This window comes from Amycolatopsis eburnea, from assembly GCF_003937945.1.
Taxonomy (GTDB): Bacteria; Actinomycetota; Actinomycetes; order Mycobacteriales; family Pseudonocardiaceae; genus Amycolatopsis; species Amycolatopsis eburnea.
The window spans coordinates 294,213-312,875 of record NZ_RSEC01000061.1; the positions used below are offsets into that span (position 1 = coordinate 294,213).

The 18,663-nt window shown below is 72.0% G+C and carries 20 protein-coding genes; 6 read left to right on the forward strand and 14 right to left on the reverse strand.

Translation table 11 applies throughout. The annotated features are described in order from the left end of the window. Positions 1-3: 3 nt before the first annotated feature. From EIY87_RS40725 to EIY87_RS49200, 4 genes are all read right to left on the reverse strand, one after another. The gene (locus EIY87_RS40725; protein WP_086856240.1) at positions 4-264 is read right to left on the reverse strand and encodes a GlsB/YeaQ/YmgE family stress response membrane protein; all 261 of its coding nucleotides are present in this window, start codon (positions 262-264) and stop codon (positions 4-6) included. 91 nt (positions 265-355) lie between these two features. After that, a complete protein-coding gene (locus tag EIY87_RS40730) occupies positions 356-754 on the reverse strand; it encodes a hypothetical protein (RefSeq protein ID WP_125315300.1) in 399 nt (132 codons plus the stop codon). Next, positions 726-1,091 carry a DsrE family protein gene (locus tag EIY87_RS40735; protein ID WP_125315301.1) on the reverse strand — a complete coding sequence of 122 codons (366 nt, stop codon included), beginning with the start codon at positions 1,089-1,091 and terminating at the stop codon, positions 726-728. Before EIY87_RS40735 ends, EIY87_RS40730 begins: the two co-directional genes overlap by 29 nt. Before the next feature lie 65 nt (positions 1,092-1,156). Continuing rightward, positions 1,157-2,716, reverse strand: coding sequence for an HD domain-containing phosphohydrolase (locus EIY87_RS49200; RefSeq protein ID WP_125315302.1), 1,560 nt, complete (start codon positions 2,714-2,716; stop codon positions 1,157-1,159). A 75-nt stretch (positions 2,717-2,791) separates the two neighbouring features. On the opposite strand from EIY87_RS49200, the gene EIY87_RS40745 reads away from it, so the two are divergent. Then, the gene (locus tag EIY87_RS40745; protein ID WP_125315303.1) at positions 2,792-3,217 is read left to right on the forward strand and encodes a pyridoxamine 5'-phosphate oxidase family protein; all 426 of its coding nucleotides are present in this window, start codon (positions 2,792-2,794) and stop codon (positions 3,215-3,217) included. 86 nt (positions 3,218-3,303) lie between these two features. Next, a complete protein-coding gene (locus EIY87_RS40750) occupies positions 3,304-4,473 on the forward strand; it encodes an LLM class flavin-dependent oxidoreductase (RefSeq protein ID WP_125315304.1) in 1,170 nt (389 codons plus the stop codon). 2 nt (positions 4,474-4,475) lie between these two features. On the opposite strand, the gene EIY87_RS40755 is transcribed toward EIY87_RS40750, so the two are convergent. From EIY87_RS40755 to EIY87_RS40780, 6 genes are read right to left on the reverse strand one after another with little or no spacing between them, the layout of a single operon-like run. Continuing rightward, the gene (locus EIY87_RS40755; RefSeq protein WP_125315305.1) at positions 4,476-5,216 is read right to left on the reverse strand and encodes an SDR family NAD(P)-dependent oxidoreductase; all 741 of its coding nucleotides are present in this window, start codon (positions 5,214-5,216) and stop codon (positions 4,476-4,478) included. Beyond that, positions 5,213-6,133: a BKACE family enzyme gene (locus EIY87_RS40760; protein WP_125315306.1), complete on the reverse strand. Its 921-nt coding sequence runs from the start codon at positions 6,131-6,133 to the stop codon at positions 5,213-5,215. The genes EIY87_RS40755 and EIY87_RS40760 overlap by 4 nt, the downstream gene beginning before the upstream one ends. Next, positions 6,133-6,972: an LLM class flavin-dependent oxidoreductase gene (locus EIY87_RS40765; protein WP_125315307.1), complete on the reverse strand. Its 840-nt coding sequence runs from the start codon at positions 6,970-6,972 to the stop codon at positions 6,133-6,135. Before EIY87_RS40765 ends, EIY87_RS40760 begins: the two co-directional genes overlap by 1 nt. Further along, positions 6,969-7,739: an HpcH/HpaI aldolase family protein gene (locus EIY87_RS40770; RefSeq protein WP_125315308.1), complete on the reverse strand. Its 771-nt coding sequence runs from the start codon at positions 7,737-7,739 to the stop codon at positions 6,969-6,971. Before EIY87_RS40770 ends, EIY87_RS40765 begins: the two co-directional genes overlap by 4 nt. Further along, positions 7,736-8,599, reverse strand: a complete 864-nt coding sequence (locus EIY87_RS40775) for a cupin domain-containing protein (protein WP_125315309.1) — start codon at positions 8,597-8,599, stop codon at positions 7,736-7,738. The genes EIY87_RS40770 and EIY87_RS40775 overlap by 4 nt, the downstream gene beginning before the upstream one ends. Positions 8,600-8,611: 12 nt before the next feature. Continuing rightward, positions 8,612-9,496, reverse strand: a complete 885-nt coding sequence (locus EIY87_RS40780; RefSeq protein WP_125315310.1) for a DUF6282 family protein — start codon at positions 9,494-9,496, stop codon at positions 8,612-8,614. 148 nt (positions 9,497-9,644) lie between these two features. Here EIY87_RS40780 and EIY87_RS40785 point away from each other — a divergent pair, with 148 nt between their 5' ends. Then, positions 9,645-11,006: an MFS transporter gene (locus tag EIY87_RS40785; protein WP_125315311.1), complete on the forward strand. Its 1,362-nt coding sequence runs from the start codon at positions 9,645-9,647 to the stop codon at positions 11,004-11,006. Further along, a complete protein-coding gene (locus tag EIY87_RS40790) occupies positions 11,007-12,014 on the forward strand; it encodes a dihydroorotate dehydrogenase (protein ID WP_125315312.1) in 1,008 nt (335 codons plus the stop codon). It abuts the gene before it with no gap. Here EIY87_RS40790 and EIY87_RS40795 read toward each other — a convergent pair. Continuing rightward, positions 11,981-12,772, reverse strand: a complete 792-nt coding sequence (locus tag EIY87_RS40795) for an IclR family transcriptional regulator (RefSeq protein ID WP_125315313.1) — start codon at positions 12,770-12,772, stop codon at positions 11,981-11,983. The two genes, EIY87_RS40790 and EIY87_RS40795, sit on opposite strands and share 34 nt — an antisense overlap. Positions 12,773-12,972: 200 nt before the next feature. On the opposite strand from EIY87_RS40795, the gene EIY87_RS40800 reads away from it, so the two are divergent. Both EIY87_RS40800 and EIY87_RS40805 read left to right on the forward strand, forming a co-directional pair. Further along, positions 12,973-14,775: an alpha-L-fucosidase gene (locus EIY87_RS40800; protein ID WP_125315314.1), complete on the forward strand. Its 1,803-nt coding sequence runs from the start codon at positions 12,973-12,975 to the stop codon at positions 14,773-14,775. Positions 14,776-14,784: 9 nt separating this feature from the next. Continuing rightward, entirely contained in the window at positions 14,785-16,635 is a 1,851-nt protein-coding gene (locus EIY87_RS40805) for a beta-N-acetylglucosaminidase domain-containing protein (protein WP_125315315.1), read from the forward strand. Positions 16,636-16,800: 165 nt separating this feature from the next. Here the strand turns inward: EIY87_RS40805 and EIY87_RS47915 are convergent, their stop codons facing one another. From EIY87_RS47915 to EIY87_RS40815, 3 genes are all read right to left on the reverse strand, one after another. After that, positions 16,801-16,971, reverse strand: coding sequence for a hypothetical protein (locus EIY87_RS47915; protein WP_158641453.1), 171 nt, complete (start codon positions 16,969-16,971; stop codon positions 16,801-16,803). Positions 16,972-17,031: 60 nt separating this feature from the next. Continuing rightward, on the reverse strand, positions 17,032-17,325 hold the full coding sequence (locus tag EIY87_RS40810; protein ID WP_125315316.1) for a hypothetical protein: 294 nt from the start codon (positions 17,323-17,325) through the stop codon (positions 17,032-17,034). A 65-nt stretch (positions 17,326-17,390) separates the two neighbouring features. Further along, complete coding sequence (locus EIY87_RS40815) at positions 17,391-18,587, reverse strand: hypothetical protein (RefSeq protein ID WP_125315317.1); 1,197 nt, start codon at positions 18,585-18,587, stop codon at positions 17,391-17,393. Positions 18,588-18,663: the final 76 nt, after the last annotated feature.

An 18,663-nucleotide genomic window follows, 5' to 3' on the forward strand; every position in this document is an offset into this window, starting at 1 on the left:
GCGTCAGTCACGGCGGCCGAAGATCAGCCGGTAGCCGACCAGGATGATCAGCGCGCCCAGGATCGCCAGGCCCCAGGTGCGCAGGTCGAAGAAGGTGCCGAGGTCGGTGTGGAACAGGGTCTTGCCGACCCAGCCGCCGACGAAGGCGCCGCCGATCCCGAGCAGGATCGTGATGATGCAGCCGCCGGGGTCCTTGCCCGGCATGAGGGCCTTCGCGATCAACCCCGCGATGAGCCCGAGCACGATCCAGCTGATGACGCCCACGGGTGCCTCCGTCCGCCTGTTTTCCTGACGGCAAAGGATGGCAGGAGGAGGCCCCGTGGGCGCGGTGAGCCACGCCCACGTGATCCGGATCTCAGCCGGGCAGCGGCCGGTAGCCCGAGCACAGGACCCGCAGCCAGTCGATCCCGCCGTCCCGCACGGTGTAGTAGGCCTGCTGCTCGACGAGGTGGTCGGTGCCGTCGCGGTGCACCCGCAGCCGGTAGGCCACGTGTTCGCGGTCGGCGACCCGGCCGGTCGTCACCGAGCACAGCTCCCGGATCCGGTCGGCCGCGCCGAACCAGCGGCCGAGGACGACGTCGCCGACGATCTCCGCCGGGTCGGACGCCGTCCAGTGGCGGCCCGGGGTCAGCGCCGCGAAGTCGACCCGGTCGGCCAGGACGCCATGCAGCGCGGCGGCGTCGCGGGCGGCGAGCGCGCGGGCGAACTGTTCGCCCAGCGTGGTTTCAGTAGCTGAAGGTCGTGACGGGCTCATCGCCGATCCACTCCCACATCGGTACGGTGCCGCCGAGCGCGGCGTTGGAGACGAGGTCGGCGTCGGCGAGGTGGCGCGCGGTGAAGCAGATCGGGCAGACCAGGAACCGGCCGCCCGCGGCTTCGTAGCGCTTGACCAGGTCGGCCAGCGGCGGGCAGCCTTCGCAGGCCACGGCCTGGGCGAAGCCGTCCTGGGCGAGCCGGACCGCTTCCTTGGTGAGGAACATGAGCGTCTCGCGGTGCTGTTCGGCGGCGCCGACGGCGACGAGGAACGCCACGGTGACCTTTTCGGGGTCTTCGAGTCCGGTGGTGAGGCTGATGACGGCGCGGGTGGGCATGGCGCGCTCCTTTCGACGCCGTCAGCCTCGCCCGGGCCCGCCTGCCGCCGCATGGGGCGGATGCCTCATCTTCCGGCGGCCGGGAACGCGCTCGTGATGCCGTGTTCGAGGGCGAACAGCCCGGCGCCGGTGCGGTTGGTGACGCCGGCCTTGGCGTAGATGTGCTCGACGTGGTTGCGCACGGTCTTCTCGCTGATCGACAGCGCCCGCGCGATCTCCCGGTTCGAGCCGCCCCCGGCGAGCAGGCGCAGCACCTCGGCCTCGCGGGCGGTCAGCCCGGCCGGGTAGGACGCCCGGCGGCGGGCCGGGTGCCCGGCCGCGAGCAGCACGGCTTCGACGGCGTGCGCGTCGAGCCGGGCTTCGCGCGCGTGCTGGCGCAGGATCTCGGCGGCGTCGACCGCGTCGCGCGCCGGCCGGTGCGGCCGGGGCTCGCGCAGCGCGTGGTAGACGTCGGCGGCGGCCAGCAGGCGCGCGCACGGCGTCAGCGCGGCACCGCCCGCGCCGAGTGGGTAGCCGGAGCCGTCCAGCCGCTCGTGGTGCGCCGCGGCGACGGCGGCGACGTCCGCCAATCCCTTTACGCGGCGCAGGATCCGGCCGGTCAGGTAGGGGTGCAGCCGGACCCGCTCGCGTTCGGCTTCGGTGAGCGGGCCGGGTTTTTCCCAGACGCTGTTGGGCACGCCCAGCCGGCCCAGGTCGTGCACGAGCCCGGCCCGCCGGACGAGCCGGGTGTCCGCTTCGGACAGTCCCGCGCGGCGGGCCGCCTCGGCGGCGAGGCCGGCCACGCCGCGGGAATGGCCGATGGCGAACGGGCACTTGAGGTCGGCGAAGTCACCGATCGCGGTGAGCAGCTCGTCCAGCTCCGGCTCGGTGAGCGTCCGGTCGCGGTCCGGGGCCTGGCCGAGGGCGGCCGTCCAGACGTCTTCGTCGAGGAGCCCGGCGAAGATTTCCGGTGCCGCGGCGGTGAACGCGGCGACGACGGCGGGGTCGAACTGGCTGCCGGCGCGCGCTTCGGCCAGCGCGACGGCGGCGTCCGGCCCGCCGCGGCGCAGGTGCACCTCGGCGACTTCGGCGAGGTGCACCACGCGCATCTCGATCGGCAGCTGGTCCCCGCGCGCGCCGGCGGGCAGGCCGCTGCCGTCCCAGCGCTCGAACGTGCACGCCAGCGCGTCGCGGACGGCGCCGCCCAGCCCCAGCCGGTCGGCCAGGCGGGCGGCCGAGGTGCAGTGGGAGTGGATCAGCGCCGCCATCCGGCCGCGGACGCCGGCGAGGAACACGGCGGCGAGCACGCCGCGCGCGAGCGGCGCCTTGTCCCGCCCGACGTGGGTGGCCAGCAGCCGCAGGAAGGGCAGGCCGGTCCAGTTCACCCGGTAGGTGGCGGCGCGGAAGGCGATGTCGTCGCCGAACCAGCGGGCCAGCTCGTGCGAGTCGGCGTGGCAGCCGATCCAGGCGACGAGGGTGGCGTAGTACGTCGTCGCCCGCTGTTCGTCGTCGAGGCCGAGCCGGTCGGCGAGCCGGGTGGCGAGCAGCGCGGACCGCAGCATGTGCTCCATCGGCTGGCCCAGCCCGAGGTCGATGGCCAGCGACAGGGCGGCGAGCACTTCGGCCCGGCTCGGCTGGACGGCCATGGTCACCGCCTCGTTCGTGGGACCTCGTCGCGCCAGCCTACGTTTTTGTCGGACCCCGCGGGTAGCTTCCGGGGCATGGTGCTGACCAAGGAGGAACGCGAAGAGTTTCTGGCCCAGCCGCACGTCGGCGCGTTGTCGGTGGTGGAGCGGCCCGACCGGGCGCCGCTCGTGGTGCCCATCTGGTACCAGTACACGCCGGGCGGCGAGCTGTGGGTGCGCACGGGCCCCGGCGCGCGCAAGACGCGGGCGATCCTCGCCGCGGGCCGGTTCAGCCTGCTGGCGCAGCGGACGTCGCCGACGGTCCGCTACGTCTCGGTGGAAGGGCCGGTAACGAGGACCGAGCCGGACTCCGAGGAGCGGTCGCTGGAGATGGCGTCGCGGTACCTGCCACCGGGCGCGGCCGAAGAGTTCGTGGCCTACGAGCGGAAGGAGCTGGGCGAGCACATCACGGTGTTCCTGCGGCCGGAGCACTGGCTGTCGGCCGACCTGGGGCCGGGCTGACCGTTCGGCCGAACGTGCGACTCCGGTAACGGCCCGGTCGCTCTCGGGGACTGACTTCTCGGTGACCCGACGAGCGGAGGCCGCGGATGCAGATCGACCTGTTCAACGAGATCCAGAACCCCCGCCCGTGGCCGGCGGGGCACGAGCGGCTGCGGTTCCGCCAGGCGATCGAGCAGGCCGTGCTCGCCGACGAGCTCGGGTACGGCTGCTGGTGGCAGGTCGAGCACCACGGCGCGGGGGAGTTCAGCCTCTCCTCGGCGCCGGAGCTGATGCTGGCCGCGCTGTCCCAGCGCACCAGCCGGATCCGGCTCGGCCACTCCGCCGTGCTCGCGCCGGGCCGGTTCAACCACCCGATCCGCGTCGCCGAACGCGCGGCGACGCTCGACCACCTCAGCGGCGGCCGGGTCGAGCTGGGCCTGACCCGCTCGACGATCCCGGAGTGGCGCCTGTTCGGCATCGAGCCGGCCGAGGCCCGCGCCCAGACGCAGCAGGCGTTCGAGATGGTGCCGAAGATGTGGACCTCGGAGCGGTTCTCGTACGAGAGCGACGACTACCGGATCGACGACGTGCCGATCGGGCCCAAGCCGCTGCAGCGGCCGCACCCACCGCTCTGGCAGGCGGCGGCGAGCCCGGCGTCGTTCGAGGAGGCGGGCCGGCGCGGGGTGGGCGTGCTGGGCACGACGATGTGGGAGTCGCTCGAACGCGCGGGCCGCCTGATCTCGCTGTACCGCGAGGCGGCTGCGGCGTGCACCGAGCCGGTCGGCGCGTACGTCAACAACCAGGTCGGCTTCTTCACGTTCGTCCACTGCGCGGACACCGACGAGGAGGCGATGCACAACGGCGCCGCGGCGGCGGCCGCCTGGTACACGGTGACGGCGCTGACGTTCTTCGAAGCGGCGACGGAGTTCGTCCGCCAGAACGCCCGCAACGAGCAGCTGCTGGCCGCCCCGGACGGCGGCGGCCTGACGGGCGAGTTCCTCCGCGGCGAGGCGGCGAACACCCCGTCGGCGGCGAACCTGCTGATCGCCCGCATCCTGCAGGGCGAGCAGGTCGCCGACGACGAGGTGTTCGAGGTGCTGAGCGCACAGGACTCGCTGATCGTGGGCAGCCCGGAGACGTGCCGCAAGAAGCTGCGCGCGTACGCCGACCTGGGCATCGACCGCATGATGTGCCTGCAGCAGATCGGCGCCATCCCGCACGACAAGGTCCTGAAGAGCATCCGCCTGATCGGGGAGCTGATCCCCGACCTGGCCTGAGGCTACGCGGTGAAGCCGCCGTCGACCGGGACGACCACCCCGGTCAGGTGGCTCGCCCGGTCGCTGAGCAGGAACGCCGCCGTGGAGCCGACTTCCGCGCCCGTGCCCGCCTTGCGCAGGGGCGTCGCGGCGATGCGGGCCTCCACCCCGCCGGGGATCGTGCGGCGCAGCTCGTCCAGCATCGGGGTTTCCGTCGGGCCCGGGGCGAGGACGTTGACGCGGATGCCCAGCGGCCCGAAGTCGTGGGCCGCGGTGCGGGTCAGGCCGATCACAGCGTGCTTCGTCGCCTGGTAGGCGCCCATGCCGGAACTGCCGCGCAGGCCGCCGATGCTGCTCACGTTCACGATCGAGCCGCCGCCCGTCATCGCGCCCACCTCGGCGCGCAGGCACAGCCACGTACCCTTCACGTTCACCGCCATGATCCGGTCGAAGTCCGCCTCCGAAACGGTGTCGAGCCGGCCGCTGCCGCCCATCGCCGCGTTGTTGAACGCGCCGTCCAGGCGGCCGAAGCGGGACACCGTGGCCGCCACGAAAGCGTCCACATCGGACGCCGAGGTGATGTCACCCGTCGTGTAAGCGACGTCGTGGTCGGAAAGCTCCGCGGCCAGTTTGGCCAGCGGCTCCTCGTTCCGCGCCACCAGCATCACCGACGCCCCGTCCGCGGCGAACACGCGTGCCGCGTCCGCGCCGATGCCCGAACTGGCCCCGACGACCAGGACCACCTTGCCCGCCAGCAAGCTCATGCCGCTCCTCCTCGCAGTGCCAGCATCGCCCGGGCGTCGGCCGGGGTCGCGATCGGCTTGCCGAGATCTTCCACCACCGCGCGGATCTTGCGGACCTGCTCGGCGTTGCTCTTCGCGAGCTTCCCCTTGCCGATCCACAGGCTGTCCTCCAGCCCGACCCGCACGTGCCCGCCGAGCCACGCGCTGTGCGTGCCGAACGCCAGCTGGTCGCGCCCGGCGGCGAACGCCGAGAACTGGTAGTCGTCGCCGAAGAGCTTGTCGGCGATGCGCACCATGTGCTCCAGGTTCGCGTGGTCCGCGCCGATCCCGCCCAGCACCCCGAACACGCCCTGGATCAGCAACGGCGGTTTCGCCAGCCCCAGCTCGACGAAGTAGGCCAGCGAGTACAGGTGCCCGATGTCGTAGCACTCGTATTCGAACCGCGTGCCCGCCGCACCGAGCGTCCGCAGCGTGTCCTCGATCCGGTCGAAGGTGTTCACGAACGGGTGGGAGTACGTGTTGCGCACGTACGGCTTCTCCCAGTCGTGCTGCCACTCCGTCACCTTGTCCGCGATGCCGGAGTAGACGAAGTTCATCGACCCCATGTTCATCGACGCCAGCTCGGGCTTCAGCTGCCGCGCCGCCGCGAGCCGTTCGTCCATCGTCATCGACGACGCGCCGCCGGTGGTGATGTTGACGACCGCGTCGGTCTGCGCGGTGATCCGCCCGACGATCTTCTCGAAGACCGCCGGGTCGGCGGTGGGCCGCCCGTCCGGTTCGCGGGCGTGCAGGTGCACGACGGCGGACCCGGCTTCGATGGCCTCCAAAGCGGCGTCGGCCACTTCGTCGGCGGACAACGGCAGGTACGGGCTCTGCGAAGGGATGTTGACCGACCCCGTGATAGCGGTCGTGATGATGACTTTTTCGGCCGTGCGCATCAGTTCTCCTCCTCGGCGAGGGCCCGGTAGGCGGCGAGCTTGCCGTCGTCGAGCGGGCCCACCAGGGTCAGCGCGACCTGCGTGGCGCCCGCGTCGTACTGGGCTTGGACCGCTTCGCGCACCTGCGAAGGCGTGCCGCAGGCGACCAGCGCGTCGACGAGCCGGTCCGATCCCGGCGGCGCGAGGTCGGCTTCGGTGAATCCCAGCCGGGTCAGCTTCGCGATCTGGTGGGGGAGCGTCAGGTAGTAGGCCAGCCGCTGCCGGGCGACTTCACGCGCCTCCGCGCGCGAGCGGCCCACGACCGCCCACTGGACGACGGACAGGAACAGGTCCCCGACCGTCTCGCGCGCCCAGCGGGTGTGCTCGGGCGTGACCAGGAACGTGATCAGCCCGTCGGCGCGCTCGGCCGCGAGCTTCGTGATCCCGGCCGAGTACGCGCCGAGCACCCGCGGCACCCCGGGCGCCACCTTGTCGACGCCGTCGAGGTAGGAGCGCAGGAACGGCAGCGGCCCGACCCCGCGTTCGCGGACCGCCCCGCTGACCCCGAGCCCCAGCACGTACCGCCCGGGGTAGCCGGCGGCGAGGTCCCGCGCCGCCGAGCCCGCCGACTTCGGGACGCGCTCGAGCGCGCGGGCGACCCCGTTGCCGACGATCAGCTTCTCGGTGGCCGACAGCACCAGCGCCGCCGTCGTGAACGCCTCACGCCCGCTGACCTCGGGAATCCACACCATCTGGTGGCCGAACTCTTCGAGCGCGCGCACGAACCGGACGACGCCGTCGTGGTCGAGGTCATCCAGCTCGGCGATCGACAACGCCGTGCGCGGCAGGGACAGCGTCATGAAACCGCTTCCCGGAAGGCGGTGACCAGCCCACGCGCGGCTTCGGCCAGCATCGTGGTGTCATTGCTCAGCAGCACGAAGTCACAGCCGTCGCGGACCGCTTGCGCGGCCTTGTCCGGGACCCCGCCGAACGCCAGCCCGCACTTCTTCCCGGCGTCGTGCGCGGCCGCGATCGCCGAGGCGATCAGGTCGAGCACGTCCGGCGCCGCCGGCGTCGAGCCCATCGACATCGACAGGTCGGCCGCGCCGACGAACACCGCGTCCACGGCGTCCAGTGCCAGCATCTCCGGCGCCGCCTTGATCGCCTCGACGCTCTCCAGCTGCGGGATGCAGAGGACGTCGTCGTTGCCCGTGGCCAGGTACTCGGAGGTGGCGCGAAGCCCCCACGCCCCGGCCCGGCTGGTGCCGCCCGCGCCGCGGCCGCCGTGCGGCGGGAACCGGCACGCCCGCCCGACCGCCGCCGCCTCCTCGACGGTGTCGACGTGCGGCACGAGGATGCCCATGGCGCCCGCGTCGAGGATCTTCTGGATCGTCGACGGCGTCTTGTCCGGCACCCGCACGATCGGCGTCACGCCGAGCGCGGCGGCGGTGTTGATCAGCCGGTACGCCGTCACCAGGTCCAGCGGCGCGTGCTCCAGGTCGACGACGACGAAGTCGAACCCGGCGAACGCCATGACCTCGGCGGGCTCGGTCGAGGCGATCTTCAGCCAGGTGCCCACGGGGGTGTGCGGACGGGTGAACAGCCCGCCGCCGGTGCGGCCGCTCACGGCATGGGGTAGTCGTCGGCGTTCAGGACCCAGCCCGGTTTCTCCGAGAAGTCCACCCGCGGCGGGCTGAAGATGTCGATCAGCTGGTTCACACCCGGGTCGCTCGCCGCGGAGGTGTGCACGGTCGGCGGCGGGATGATCGTCACCGACGGGCTGCCGATCCGCACGTGCTCGTCCTCGCGCCAGGTCGTGCTGTCGGGCAGCCACGGCGTGCGGATGTGGTGCACGTATTCCCCTTGCACGGCCAGGGAAAGCTGCTCGAAGTCGTCGTGGTGGTGCGGCGAGAGCTTGCGCGGGTCGCGCGGGCCGTCCTGCAGGGGCAGGAAGTTCACCATGAACGACCGCGTCCGGAAGATCCGGCCGAACCGCTTCGGGTCGTCCGGCACCTCCGACAGCGGGTAGAAGCGGACGCGCTCTTCGGCTGGCGCCGGCCAGCGTTCCAGCAGCGTGACGCGCGGGTGGGCTTGCGCGTAAGCGGCGGCGTTGGCGACCCGGTCCCGCCATGCGGGCTCGGTGGCTTCGACCAGCCGGACCAGCGGGCCGTCGCCGTGGACGCTGATCCGCGACGCGCCGGGCGGGACCACGACCAGCCCCGGCGAGTCCACTTTGGTCGCGCCGTCGGCGGTGAGCACGGTGAACGCGGGGGAGGCGCCGGTGACGACGATCGCCAGCTCGCCTTCGAGGGTGCCGTTGTCGAGGTCGTCGCCGTCACGGGCGTCGGTGTGGATCAGGATGACGTTCTGCGCCCGCACGACCGGGGTTTCGCGCAGGTCGAGGTACTGCGCGGCGGTGATCTCGGCGCCGCTGTCGGGCCGGGCCGCGGTGGCCAGCGCCGAGCGGGGATCGTCCTTTTCGTACACGAGCGGGTCCTTTCAGGCGTCGAGGTTCAGCAGGTACGTCGGGTTGTCGCGGACCATCCGCCGCAGGTCCTTCTCCGGCAGGCCGAGGTCGAGCAGCGCCTCGCCGACGCGCAGCCACGCGTCGACCGGCTTCGGGTTGGCCTTCTGGCCGAAGTCCGACGCCAGCACGGTGTGCTCCGGGCCGAGCGCCTCGATCCAGGTCAGCAGGTTCTTCGGGTCCCACTTCTGGGTGCCCTCGGGGTCGTACATGCCGACCTCGTGCTCGATGAACGCGCCCAGCTCGATCAGCTCGCGGCACAGCGCCGGGTCCGCGCCGATCACGAAGTCGGGGTGGCTGACGACCATCCGCTTCATCCCGCGCTCGTGCGCTTCCTGGAACAGCGTCTTGATGTACTCCGGGTACATGTGCCCGCCGTTGAGGACGGCCTGCTGCTCCTTGATCTCGTCGAGGATCTCGAGCGCCTCGGGCTTGAGGACGCCGTCGCCGTCGACGATGTCGATGCGCTCCAGCGTCAGCGGGACGGTCGTGGTCGGGAAGGCGCCGTCCTCGGGGTGGCAGTCGATGTGCCTGCCGGAGGAGATGGTCGGGAACCAGACGACCTTGCCGCCCATCCGCAGGGTCATCCGCACGGCGTGCACGTTGAGGCCGCCGACGGTGCTGTTCAGCGCGATGCCGCCGAAGGCCTGCGCCTGCACGCCTTCGAGGCGGCCCTTCATCGCGAGGATGTCCATCTGGGTGTTGTGGTGGTGGGACTTCGCGACCATGGCGCGCATCCCGATCCGGGCGCCGTCCTGCGCGGCCTCGACGTGGTCGAAGCGCCGGGGGAACGGGCTCGGGCCGGAGTGGACGTGCATGTCGACCAGGCCGTCCAGGACGGCGGCGATGGCGGGGCTCATCAGCGTGCCTCTCGTTCGCATTATGAAGTCAAAGTTCACTATAAGACCGGCTGTCAACCCCGTGACCGCTCTTGTGTTCACGGTTGGCGGTATTTAGAGTGACTGACGTTCGCTTCGTGAACACTAGGTTCGAAAACGGAGGACGATGATGTCCACACCGCCCAGCGCCGCGGAGACGGCCGCGCGACCCGGTACCCCGCACGGCCCCGACCCCGCCAAGGTGCGCGCCGCGGTGCGCGGCGGGACGCTCGCGTACTTCGTCGACCAGTTCGACATCTACCTGCCGATCGTCGTGCTGGCGCCGGCGACCGCGTACTTCCAGGCCGCGAACCTCAGCGCGAGCACGACGGCGCTGCTGGCGTCGCTCGTGTTCGCCTCGACGCTGATCGGCCGCCCGCTCGGCGCGGTCATCTTCGGCCACTTCGCCGACACCGTCGGCCGCAAGCGCACGACGCTGGTCGCGGTCGGCGGGTTCGGCACCATCACGCTGCTGACCGCGTGCCTGCCCGGGCACGAGACGATCGGGATGTGGTCGGTCGGCATCCTGATCGCCCTGCGGTTCGTCGACGGGATCTTCCTCGGCGGCGAGTACACGACCGCCGTGCCGCTGGCGATGGAGTGGAGCCCGAAGCACAAGCGCGGCCTCTACGCCTCGATCATCACGTCGACCTCGCCCGCCGCCTACGCGGTGATCGCCGCGCTCACCTTGCTCATGCTGCAGCTGCTGCCCGCCGCCGGCCTGCACAGCGCGTACGTGCAGTGGGGCTGGCGGATCCCGTTCTTCGTCGGCGCGCTGCTGGCCGCGGTGCTGTTCCGCTACTACCTCAAGCAGGTCCACGAACCCCCGGCGCAGCTGACCGGCGAGAAGCACAAGCTCCCGTTCGTCCGGCTGCTGAAGAAGTACCCGCGGGCGCTGGGCCAGGTGTTCATCCTGATGACCGGCACCTGGCTCGCGACCAACATGGAAGCCGCCGTGACACCCGCGCAGCTCAAGGCGCACCTGGAGCTGTCCAGCAAAGAGGTCACGCTGACGATGCTGGTGATCAACGCGTCCGCGGCGCTTTCGTACCCGCTGTTCGGCATGCTGTCCCAGCGCATCGGGCGCCGGCGGTTCTACATCGGCTACGGCTTCTCGATGGTCGTGCTGGGTGCGGGGTCCTACACGCTGCTGATGGCGTCGAACGGCGGTTTCGGCGCGGCGCTCGGTTTCGGCGTGCTCATCGGCGTGTTCACCGTCGGCACGTTCGGCCCGATCGCGGCCTACCTGACCGAGCGCTTCCCGGCCGGCATCCGGTCGACCGGCTACGGCGTCGGCTACAGCCTCGCGCTCATCCTCCCGGCGTTCTACCAGTTCTACCTGCAGCAGTTCGACGGGTTCCTGCCCGCGCACCTCGCGCCGGGCGTCCTGATCGTCGTCGCCGGCCTGCTGATCAGCCTGGGCGGCTTCCTCGGCCCGGAGACCAAGGACGTCGACATGGCCGACGACAGCACCATCCCGAAACTGTCCTGAATGGACGTCGCGGGACTCGCCGCCGCCAACCCGGTGTGGGTCGGTTCCTCGGAGCTGACCATGACCCTCGACGGGATCACCGCGTGCGTCGACGCGGGCGCCGGGGCGGTGGTGGCGAAGTCGGTCAACGAAAGCGCCGCCGCCCGGCGTCAGCTGGACATCGCGGACTACGCCTTCGTTTCCGCCGGCGGGGAGGTGCGGGCGCCGGGCTCGGGACGGCCGGGGGACGGGCTGCTCAACCGGTCCGGGCTGGCTCGAGTGGGCCTGGACGACTGGCTCGCCACCCTGGCCGCCGCGGTCGCCCACGGTGCGCCGCGGGGCTGCCCGGTACTGGGCAGCATCACCCTCGGCGACCCGGCCGCGGCCGCGCGGATCGGGCGCGCGCTGGCCTCGGTGGTCCCGGCGGTGGAGCTGAACATCGGCGCCCCGCACGGCCGCGAGGCGCGCGCGGTGCGGCAACTGACCGAAGTGGACGGTGTGGCCGACGCGGTGCGGACCGTGCGGAACGCCGTCGGCGTGCCGCTGTTCGTCAAGCTGCCGGGCCAGGCGTCCGACGTCGTCGCGCTGGCCCGCGCGGCCCGGTCGGCGGGCGCGGACGCGGTCGGGCTGGTCGGCCGCTACCCGGGCTTCCTGCCCGACCTCGACGGCGGTGCGGTGCTGGGCTCGTGGGGCGCGTGGAGCTCACCCGGGTGCCTGCCGATGAGCCTGTACTGGGTGGGCAAGGCGTTCCAGCGGCTCGACGTGCCCCTGATCGGGACGAACGGCGCCCGCACCGCGAAGGACGTGCTGCGGTTCCTCGCCGCCGGCGCACGGGCGGTGGAAGTCGTGACGGCGTTGTGGCTCGGCGGTCCCGCCGCGCTCCGGGAGCTGGTCGACGGCGTCGCCGGGGTGGACGAGGGCTTCGTCGGCAGCGCGCTGGCCGGGACGCGGGAGTACGCGGACGTGCCGCCCCTCCCGGCTCCGGCGTGGCTGCCCTACACCGCGCGCTGGACGTCGTCCGGGCGGTAGTGCCCGCCCAGCTCGTGGGTGAGCTCCCGCGCGGTGTCGACCACCACGCGCAGCTCGGGGGTGTCGTCGCCCATCGACAACGTGTTGTCCGGGCCCACGATCGCGATCGTCGCGCAGATCCCGTACTCGTCGAAGACCGGCGCCGCCACGGCCACTATCCCGGGCGTGCTCATCGCGGAGCAGTGGCCGACCGCGCGGACGCGGTCGACGTCGGCGCGCAGCTCGTCGCGCGCGGTGCCGGACAGGTTCCCGATCAGCCGTTCCATCGACAGCTGGTCGGCGTGGTAGGCGAGGAAGACCTTGCTCTGCGCGGTGTCCAGCGGCAGGTGGCTGCCGACGCGCACGGACACCACCACGATCGTCGAGACGTTCTCCTCGACCCGCGAGACGACCGGGCCGGTGAGGCCCCAGAGGCTCAGCACCACGCTCGTCTGCGTCGCCCGCGAGAGGGCCTGCATGTGCCGCGGGGCCAGGTTGACCACCCGGCGGTGGCCGATCGCGAACGCGCCCAGCTGCAGCAGGAGCCCGCCCGGCGCGTAACCGCCTTCGTTGCTGCGCTCCAGGAGCCCGGCCGCGACGAGCGAGGTGCAGTAGCGGTACGCCGTCGTGCGGTTGAGGCCGAGGCGCTCGGCGACCTCGCCGGCGGTGACCTCGGGCGTCGCGGGGTCGAACAGGGACAGGATCTGGCTGACCCGGCTGACGGCCTGGATGTCGGCCTGGTCGGCGCGGGTGTCCGTGGACCGCGTCGGTTTGGTCACGGGGGCCTCCGCCGAAAGTCTGGTACCGCTGTTCGAATAGTGAACACAGGCTACCGGACGTCAAGCGGGTTACCGGTCCACGACATTCGTTGTCACTTCGTCAGGTCTAGACATCCGATGGCTGGCCGACCTAACCTGACGAACGTCCACCCCGTCCTGCCGCCGCCGGGTCTGTGGCGCGGTTCGTCACGAGGAGAGTCATGACGTTTCGCGGTCTGGTCCTGGCATCCATCGTCGTTTCCGGCACGGTGGTGGCGGTGCCGGCCGCCTCGGCGGACGCGTGCACCGGGCCGGTCCGGCCCGCGACCATCATGACCGTCCAGGCCTGCGACAGCCCGGCCCGGATCGTCGCCAAGGCCGCGGCCGTCGTCCCGCGGAAAGGTCAGCTCGCCTGGCAGCAGCGGCCGGTCACCGCCTTCACCCACTTCGGGATGAACACCTTCACCGACCGCGAATGGGGCTCGGGCGCCGAAAAGGAATCCACTTTCGCCCCGCCGGCCGTCGACACCGCGCAGTGGATGCGCTCGCTCAAGGCCGCCGGCGTCACGCAGGTGATGCTCACCGCCAAGCACCACGACGGCTTCGTCCTCTACCCGACGCGCTACACGAACCACTCCGTCGTCGCGAGCCCGTGGTGGGTCACGCCCGGGTGCGCGGCCCCGGCCCGGGACGCGGCGGAGGCGAACCGCGTCCAGGACCCCTCGGCGTATTGGCAGGCGCGGACCGAATGCGCCAACCCGCGTGGCGACGTCCTGCGCGACTACGTCGATTCGGCGCGCGCGGCCGGGCTCGAGGTCGGCGTCTACCTCTCGCCCGCCGACGGTGCCGAGCTGCCGAAGCAGTTCTTCGCCGACGAAGTGCGGCGGATCGAAGCCAAGGTCGCCGCCGGGCAGCCGTTGAGCATCGAAGAACAAGCCACCTACGAAGACCGGGCCAGCACGCCGCAAGGTCAGGCGCGTTACGGGACCGGCAGTGCGGTCACCCGCCGGACCATCCCGACGCTCGTCCCGCACGACGACCGGGCCGCCGCGCTCGCCGCCGGGAAACTGCCGCGGTTCACCGTCGACGAGGACGACTACAACGCCTACTACCTCAACCAGATCTACGAGCTGTTCACCCAGTACGGCCCGATCGACGAGCTGTGGCTGGACGGCGCGAACCCGTGGCGGGACCACGGCATCGGCGAAAACTACGACTTCACGACGTGGTTCCGGCTGATCCACGCGCTGTCCCCGGACACCGTCACCTTCGCCGGGCCCGCGGGCGTGCGCTGGGTCGGCAACGAATCCGGGCAGGCGCGCGAAACCGAGTGGAGCCCGCTGCCCACCACCGGCGACCCGGAAACCGCGCACAACGAGGAGCTGTTCCTCGGCGGCGCGACCGCCGCCGACCTCGGCTCCCGGCAGGTGCTGGCGGACCCGTCGGTGCGCTACCTGCAGTGGGCGCCGGCGGAGTCCGACGTCTCGATCCGGCCCGGCTGGTTCTACCACCCGGACGAACAGCCGAAGACGCCCGCGCAGCTGGTCGAGATCTACCGCCGCACGGCCGGGCGGAACTCGTCGCTGCTGCTCAACGTCCCGCCCGGGCCGGACGGCCGGATCGCCGCCGCCGACACCGCCGCGCTGGCCGGCTTCGGGCAGGCGATCGCCCGGACGCAGGCCCGCAACCTCGCCGCGGGCGGCCCGGCCGCGGTCACGGACGCCTCGCTGACCACGGCGGAACGCCTGGACCGCCCGCTCGACGTCCGGCTGCCCCGGCCGGTCACGTTCGACCAGGTCCGGCTCGGCGAGGACATCACGCGCGGCCAGCACGTCGAAGGCGCGCGGGTGGAGGCCGAGGTCGGCGGCACCTGGCGGACCCTCGCCACGGTGACGACCATCGGCTACACCCGCCTGGTCACCCTGCCCGCGCCGGTGACCGCTGCCCACCTCCGCGTCGTCGTCACGCAGTCCCGCGCCACGCCGTACCTGGCCACCTTCGCGTTGTACCGCACCGCCGTCTGAAAGGCAGCCATGACCCGCCACCGCGCCCTGTTCGCCGCCGTCGTCACGGTGGCCGCCACCCTCACCGGAACCGCGCTACCCGCTGCCGCAGGTGGCGCGCTCCCGGTGGTTTCCCCGACGCCGCAGCAGATCAGCCGGGTGTCCGCGGACGTGCCGCTGCCCCGGTCGGTGGCGCTCGTCACCGACTCCGGTACCGACGCGGCGGCCAAGGATCTCTTGACGTCGGTGTTGCGCGACCACGGCGTCACCGACCGCGGCCACGGCCTGGTCGTCCGGCTCGGCAGCACCGGCCGGGACGTCCCGGCGCAGGCCGAGGGGTACGCGCTCAGCGTGTCGCGCGCGGGCATCACCATCGGCGGCCGCGACGGCGCCGGCCAGTACTACGGTGTGCAGACGCTGCGGCAGCTGTTCGTCCGGAGTGGACCCGGTTGGGCGGTGCGCGGTGTGGCCGTGCGCGACTGGCCGAACATGGCGCTGCGCGGGTCGATCGAGGGCTTCTACGGTCCGCCGTGGACGACCGAAGATCGGCTGCGGCAGCTCGCCTTCCTCGGCGAAGTCAAGGCCAACACCTACATCTACAGCGCCAAGGACGACACCTACCTGCGCGCCCGGTGGCGCGACCCGTACCCGGCCGGCGAGCTGGCGACGCTCGGGCAGCTCGTGCGGTCGGCCAACGCGCACCACGTCGAGTTCACCTACGCGCTCTCGCCGGGCGTCTCTGTCTGCTTCTCCTCGGCGGCCGACATCGCGGCGGTGGAAGCGAAGTTCCAGTCCGTCTACGACCTCGGCGTCCGGTCGTTCTCGATCCCGTTCGACGACATCTCGTACACGAAGTGGAACTGCGACGCCGACCGGACGGCCTTCGGCGCGCCCGGGCAGGCCGCCGCGGGCACCGCGCAGGTCTCGCTGCTCAACACGATCACCGAGGAGTTCGTCAAGACGCACAACGGGGTCCGGCCGCTGCAGACCGTGCCGACCGAGTACAGCGACCTGAAGGACTCGTCGTACAAGACCGAGCTGCGCGAGCACCTCGACCCCTCGGTCGTGGTGCAGTGGACCGGGACCGACGTCGTCCCGCCCAGCGTGACCACGGACGAGGCCGCGCAGGTGTCCACTGTGTACGGCCGCAAGGTGTTCCTCTGGGACAACTACCCGGTCAACGACTACGAGCAGTCGGCAGGGCGGCTGCTGCTCGCGCCCTACGCCCAGCGTGAGGCCGGGCTTTCGCGGTACCTCAACGGGATCGTCGCCAACCCGATGAACCAGGAGGCCGCCAGCGAGGTCGCCGAGTTCGGCGCGGCGGACTTCGCCTGGAACGACGCGGGGTACTCGCCGCAGCGGTCGTGGCCGCGGGCGCTGGCCCGGCTGGCGGGCGACGACCCGCGGGCCACGGCCGCCCTGACGGTGTTCGCCGACCTGGAGCACCTGGCCCCGACGTTCGGCCCGGCGCCGTGGCAGCCGCAGGCGCCGGTCCTGGCCGCGAAGGCCGCGCGGTTCTGGCAGCGCTGGGACGCGGGGGACCACCGGGCCCTGGCCGACCTGCGGGCGTACGCGGTCCGCATCCGCGACGCCGCCGGCGTGATCCGGGACGGCCGGGTGCAGCGCGCGTTCGTCGCGGAAGCCGGACCCTGGCTCGACGCCACCGAACTCTGGGGCGGCGCGCTGGTGACCCGGCTCGACGCACTGGCCGCCGCCACCCGCGGCGACCAGGCGACGGCCGGCCGGCTCACCGCGGCCGCCGACGACCTCGTCGCGCGGGCGCAGGCGGTGAAGACCGGCAACACCAACCGGTGGGGCATCCGGCAGGCACTCGTCGGCGACGGCGTCCTCGACACCCTCCTCGCGCAGCTGCGCGGCTAGGCCTGTATCGAAATCGTTCGGAGCCGTTCGGCGACCGTGGCCCCGCGTGGTCTGCCCGGCGCCGCGGGGATGTCATGAAAGGGTCGTTCATGTCGTCCGGCGAGGTGAACGACTCTTTCATGACATCGCGGACGGCCGGACCACCCTCCTCGCACAGCTGCGCGGCTAGGCGGCCAACCCGACGTACAGGAACCCGAGGAGGGTTCCGGGGCCGACCAGCAGGCAGATGCCGAGCCCGCCAAGCAGGGGCTCGTCGGCCCGGTACATCTTCCACAGCAGGCCGACGGCCACCGCGGCGGTGGCGGCGAGCAGGGTCAACACGACAACGGACAACATGGGATTTCCTTCGCGCAGCAGTGACCACGGCGCCGGGCGACGGCGTCGTGGAACGGGCTTTCAGCTCGCGAAGGCGGGTGGGGCGCGGGTGGACCGCGATGCCGGAACCGAGACCGCGTGGAGGGTCTCGCCGGACCGTTCGGTGTGCCCCGGCCTCAAGAGGGGCGCGGCACCGGGCGAAGCCGGGCCGATCGCCCACGGGACCGGGGTGGTGGCCGGCCCGCGCGGGGCGGCGGGGCGGACCGAGACGAGGTCGTGCGCCGGCGCCGTGGCCACCGCCGGGCCGTCGGGGACCGGCGACCACGGCTGGACGGCGGGTGCACCGCCGAGGACCAGCAGGACGGCGAGCAGCAACCCGAGGCGGTGGTACCACCCCGGGTCGCTGCGCTGTCCGAATCGTCCGATGTGGTCAGGCTACCTCAGCCACCGCCGTAGGTGGCCTGGGTGACCGCGAAGACGTTGCGGTTGCCCACGCCCTCCTGCAGCGACCACAGCAGGTCGGCGGCCGTGGCGTCCTCCCAGTACGAGATGCTCTCGCCGCCGCTCACCCACGCGAACGTGGACGAGCTCGCGCCCGGCTTCCAGTAGTAGAGCTGCTTCTGGCCGGAGGAGTTGAACCACCAGCGGCCGTTGTGGGACGCGACGCCGTTGAGCTTGTACCACGGCAGCTGCAGCGCCTGGCTCGCCGTGGTCGTGGCGGCGAACACCCCGGTGGAGTCGAACGGGTACCGGATCGCCCGCGGCGCCCGGTTCGGGTAGTCCGTGCAGCCCGACGAGCAGGTGTACTCGGTCATGACGATCGACTTGCTGACCCGGTCGAGCGAGATCGACGACCAGGCGAGGTTCGTGCCCGACGTCGTCTTCGACGTGATGGTGCCGACCTGCGGCAGGACGTAGGCGTAGTTGTGCGCGTAGTACGTGCTGCCGCTCTGGTGCCCGATCTGGTCGGCGGTGCCGCCGGTGTTCGTCTTGAGGATCTTGCGCATGTCGAACACGCGCATGCCCTTCCCGGTGTCGGCGACGTAGAGGTAGTCGCCGTACCAGGAGACCCCGCCCGCGTGGATCGGGATGTCCTTGAAGTCCGGCGCCGCCGCGGTCCCGGTCGGCTCGACCAGCAGCACCTTGCGGTAGGCGTTCGGGTAGGTGGCGTCCCAGTCGACCAGGGTGATCCGGCTGCGCTGCTGGGCGCCGTCGCAGCCGTCCTTGGTGTACCAGCTGACCAGCACGAGCTGGTGGCCGTCGTAGTTGCCGCTGTTGGCGGTGCCGACGGCGTCGCGGCTGGTCGTGATGCCCTGCGGGTAGTTCGAGCAGTCGGAGTTGTCGCCGCTGTCGAAGCGGAAGCCGCCGGACAGGCCGGCCACCGAGAACGACGACGGCAGCGCCGTGCGGTCGTGGTTCGCGTTCTCCATGACGGTGTGCACGGCCGCCGTGCCCAGCGTCGAGACCAGTGCGCTGTTCACGGCGTCGAACTGGTTGTAGTTGGCGGCCAGGGTGTACTGGCTCGCGGTCAGCGTGGTCGGCCCCGCGGCGGCCTGCGCGGCCGGGGGAGCGGCGAGCAGCCCCGCGAGCACGCCGGCAGCGAGCGCGGCTTTGGTCAATCGATGGCGTGACTTCATGTGACCCCCAAGAGTCCGATCGATGCCCGGCTCATGGTCGTACCGGGCGGGGTGGGGAAGCAACATCCTTCGCCGG

Excerpts from the sequence above, each read along its gene's own strand:
- EIY87_RS47915 (WP_158641453.1), bottom strand. The coding sequence starts at position 16,971 with ATGTTGTCCGTTGTCGTGTTGACCCTGCTCGCCGCCACCGCCGCGGTG.
- EIY87_RS40815 (WP_125315317.1), bottom strand. The coding sequence starts at position 18,587 with ATGAAGTCACGCCATCGATTGACCAAAGCCGCGCTCGCTGCCGGCGTG.
- EIY87_RS40780 (WP_125315310.1), bottom strand. The coding sequence starts at position 9,496 with ATGAGCCCCGCCATCGCCGCCGTCCTGGACGGCCTGGTCGACATGCAC.
- EIY87_RS40750 (WP_125315304.1), top strand. The coding sequence starts at position 3,304 with ATGCAGATCGACCTGTTCAACGAGATCCAGAACCCCCGCCCGTGGCCG.
- EIY87_RS40785 (WP_125315311.1), top strand. The coding sequence starts at position 9,645 with ATGTCCACACCGCCCAGCGCCGCGGAGACGGCCGCGCGACCCGGTACC.
- EIY87_RS40730 (WP_125315300.1), bottom strand. The coding sequence starts at position 754 with ATGAGCCCGTCACGACCTTCAGCTACTGAAACCACGCTGGGCGAACAG.
- EIY87_RS40745 (WP_125315303.1), top strand. The coding sequence starts at position 2,792 with ATGGTGCTGACCAAGGAGGAACGCGAAGAGTTTCTGGCCCAGCCGCAC.
- EIY87_RS49200 (WP_125315302.1), bottom strand. The coding sequence starts at position 2,716 with ATGGCCGTCCAGCCGAGCCGGGCCGAAGTGCTCGCCGCCCTGTCGCTG.
- EIY87_RS40735 (WP_125315301.1), bottom strand. The coding sequence starts at position 1,091 with ATGCCCACCCGCGCCGTCATCAGCCTCACCACCGGACTCGAAGACCCC.
- EIY87_RS40760 (WP_125315306.1), bottom strand. The coding sequence starts at position 6,133 with ATGCGCACGGCCGAAAAAGTCATCATCACGACCGCTATCACGGGGTCG.
- EIY87_RS40790 (WP_125315312.1), top strand. The coding sequence starts at position 11,007 with ATGGACGTCGCGGGACTCGCCGCCGCCAACCCGGTGTGGGTCGGTTCC.
- EIY87_RS40805 (WP_125315315.1), top strand. The coding sequence starts at position 14,785 with ATGACCCGCCACCGCGCCCTGTTCGCCGCCGTCGTCACGGTGGCCGCC.
- EIY87_RS40800 (WP_125315314.1), top strand. The coding sequence starts at position 12,973 with ATGACGTTTCGCGGTCTGGTCCTGGCATCCATCGTCGTTTCCGGCACG.
- EIY87_RS40765 (WP_125315307.1), bottom strand. The coding sequence starts at position 6,972 with ATGACGCTGTCCCTGCCGCGCACGGCGTTGTCGATCGCCGAGCTGGAT.
- EIY87_RS40755 (WP_125315305.1), bottom strand. The coding sequence starts at position 5,216 with ATGAGCTTGCTGGCGGGCAAGGTGGTCCTGGTCGTCGGGGCCAGTTCG.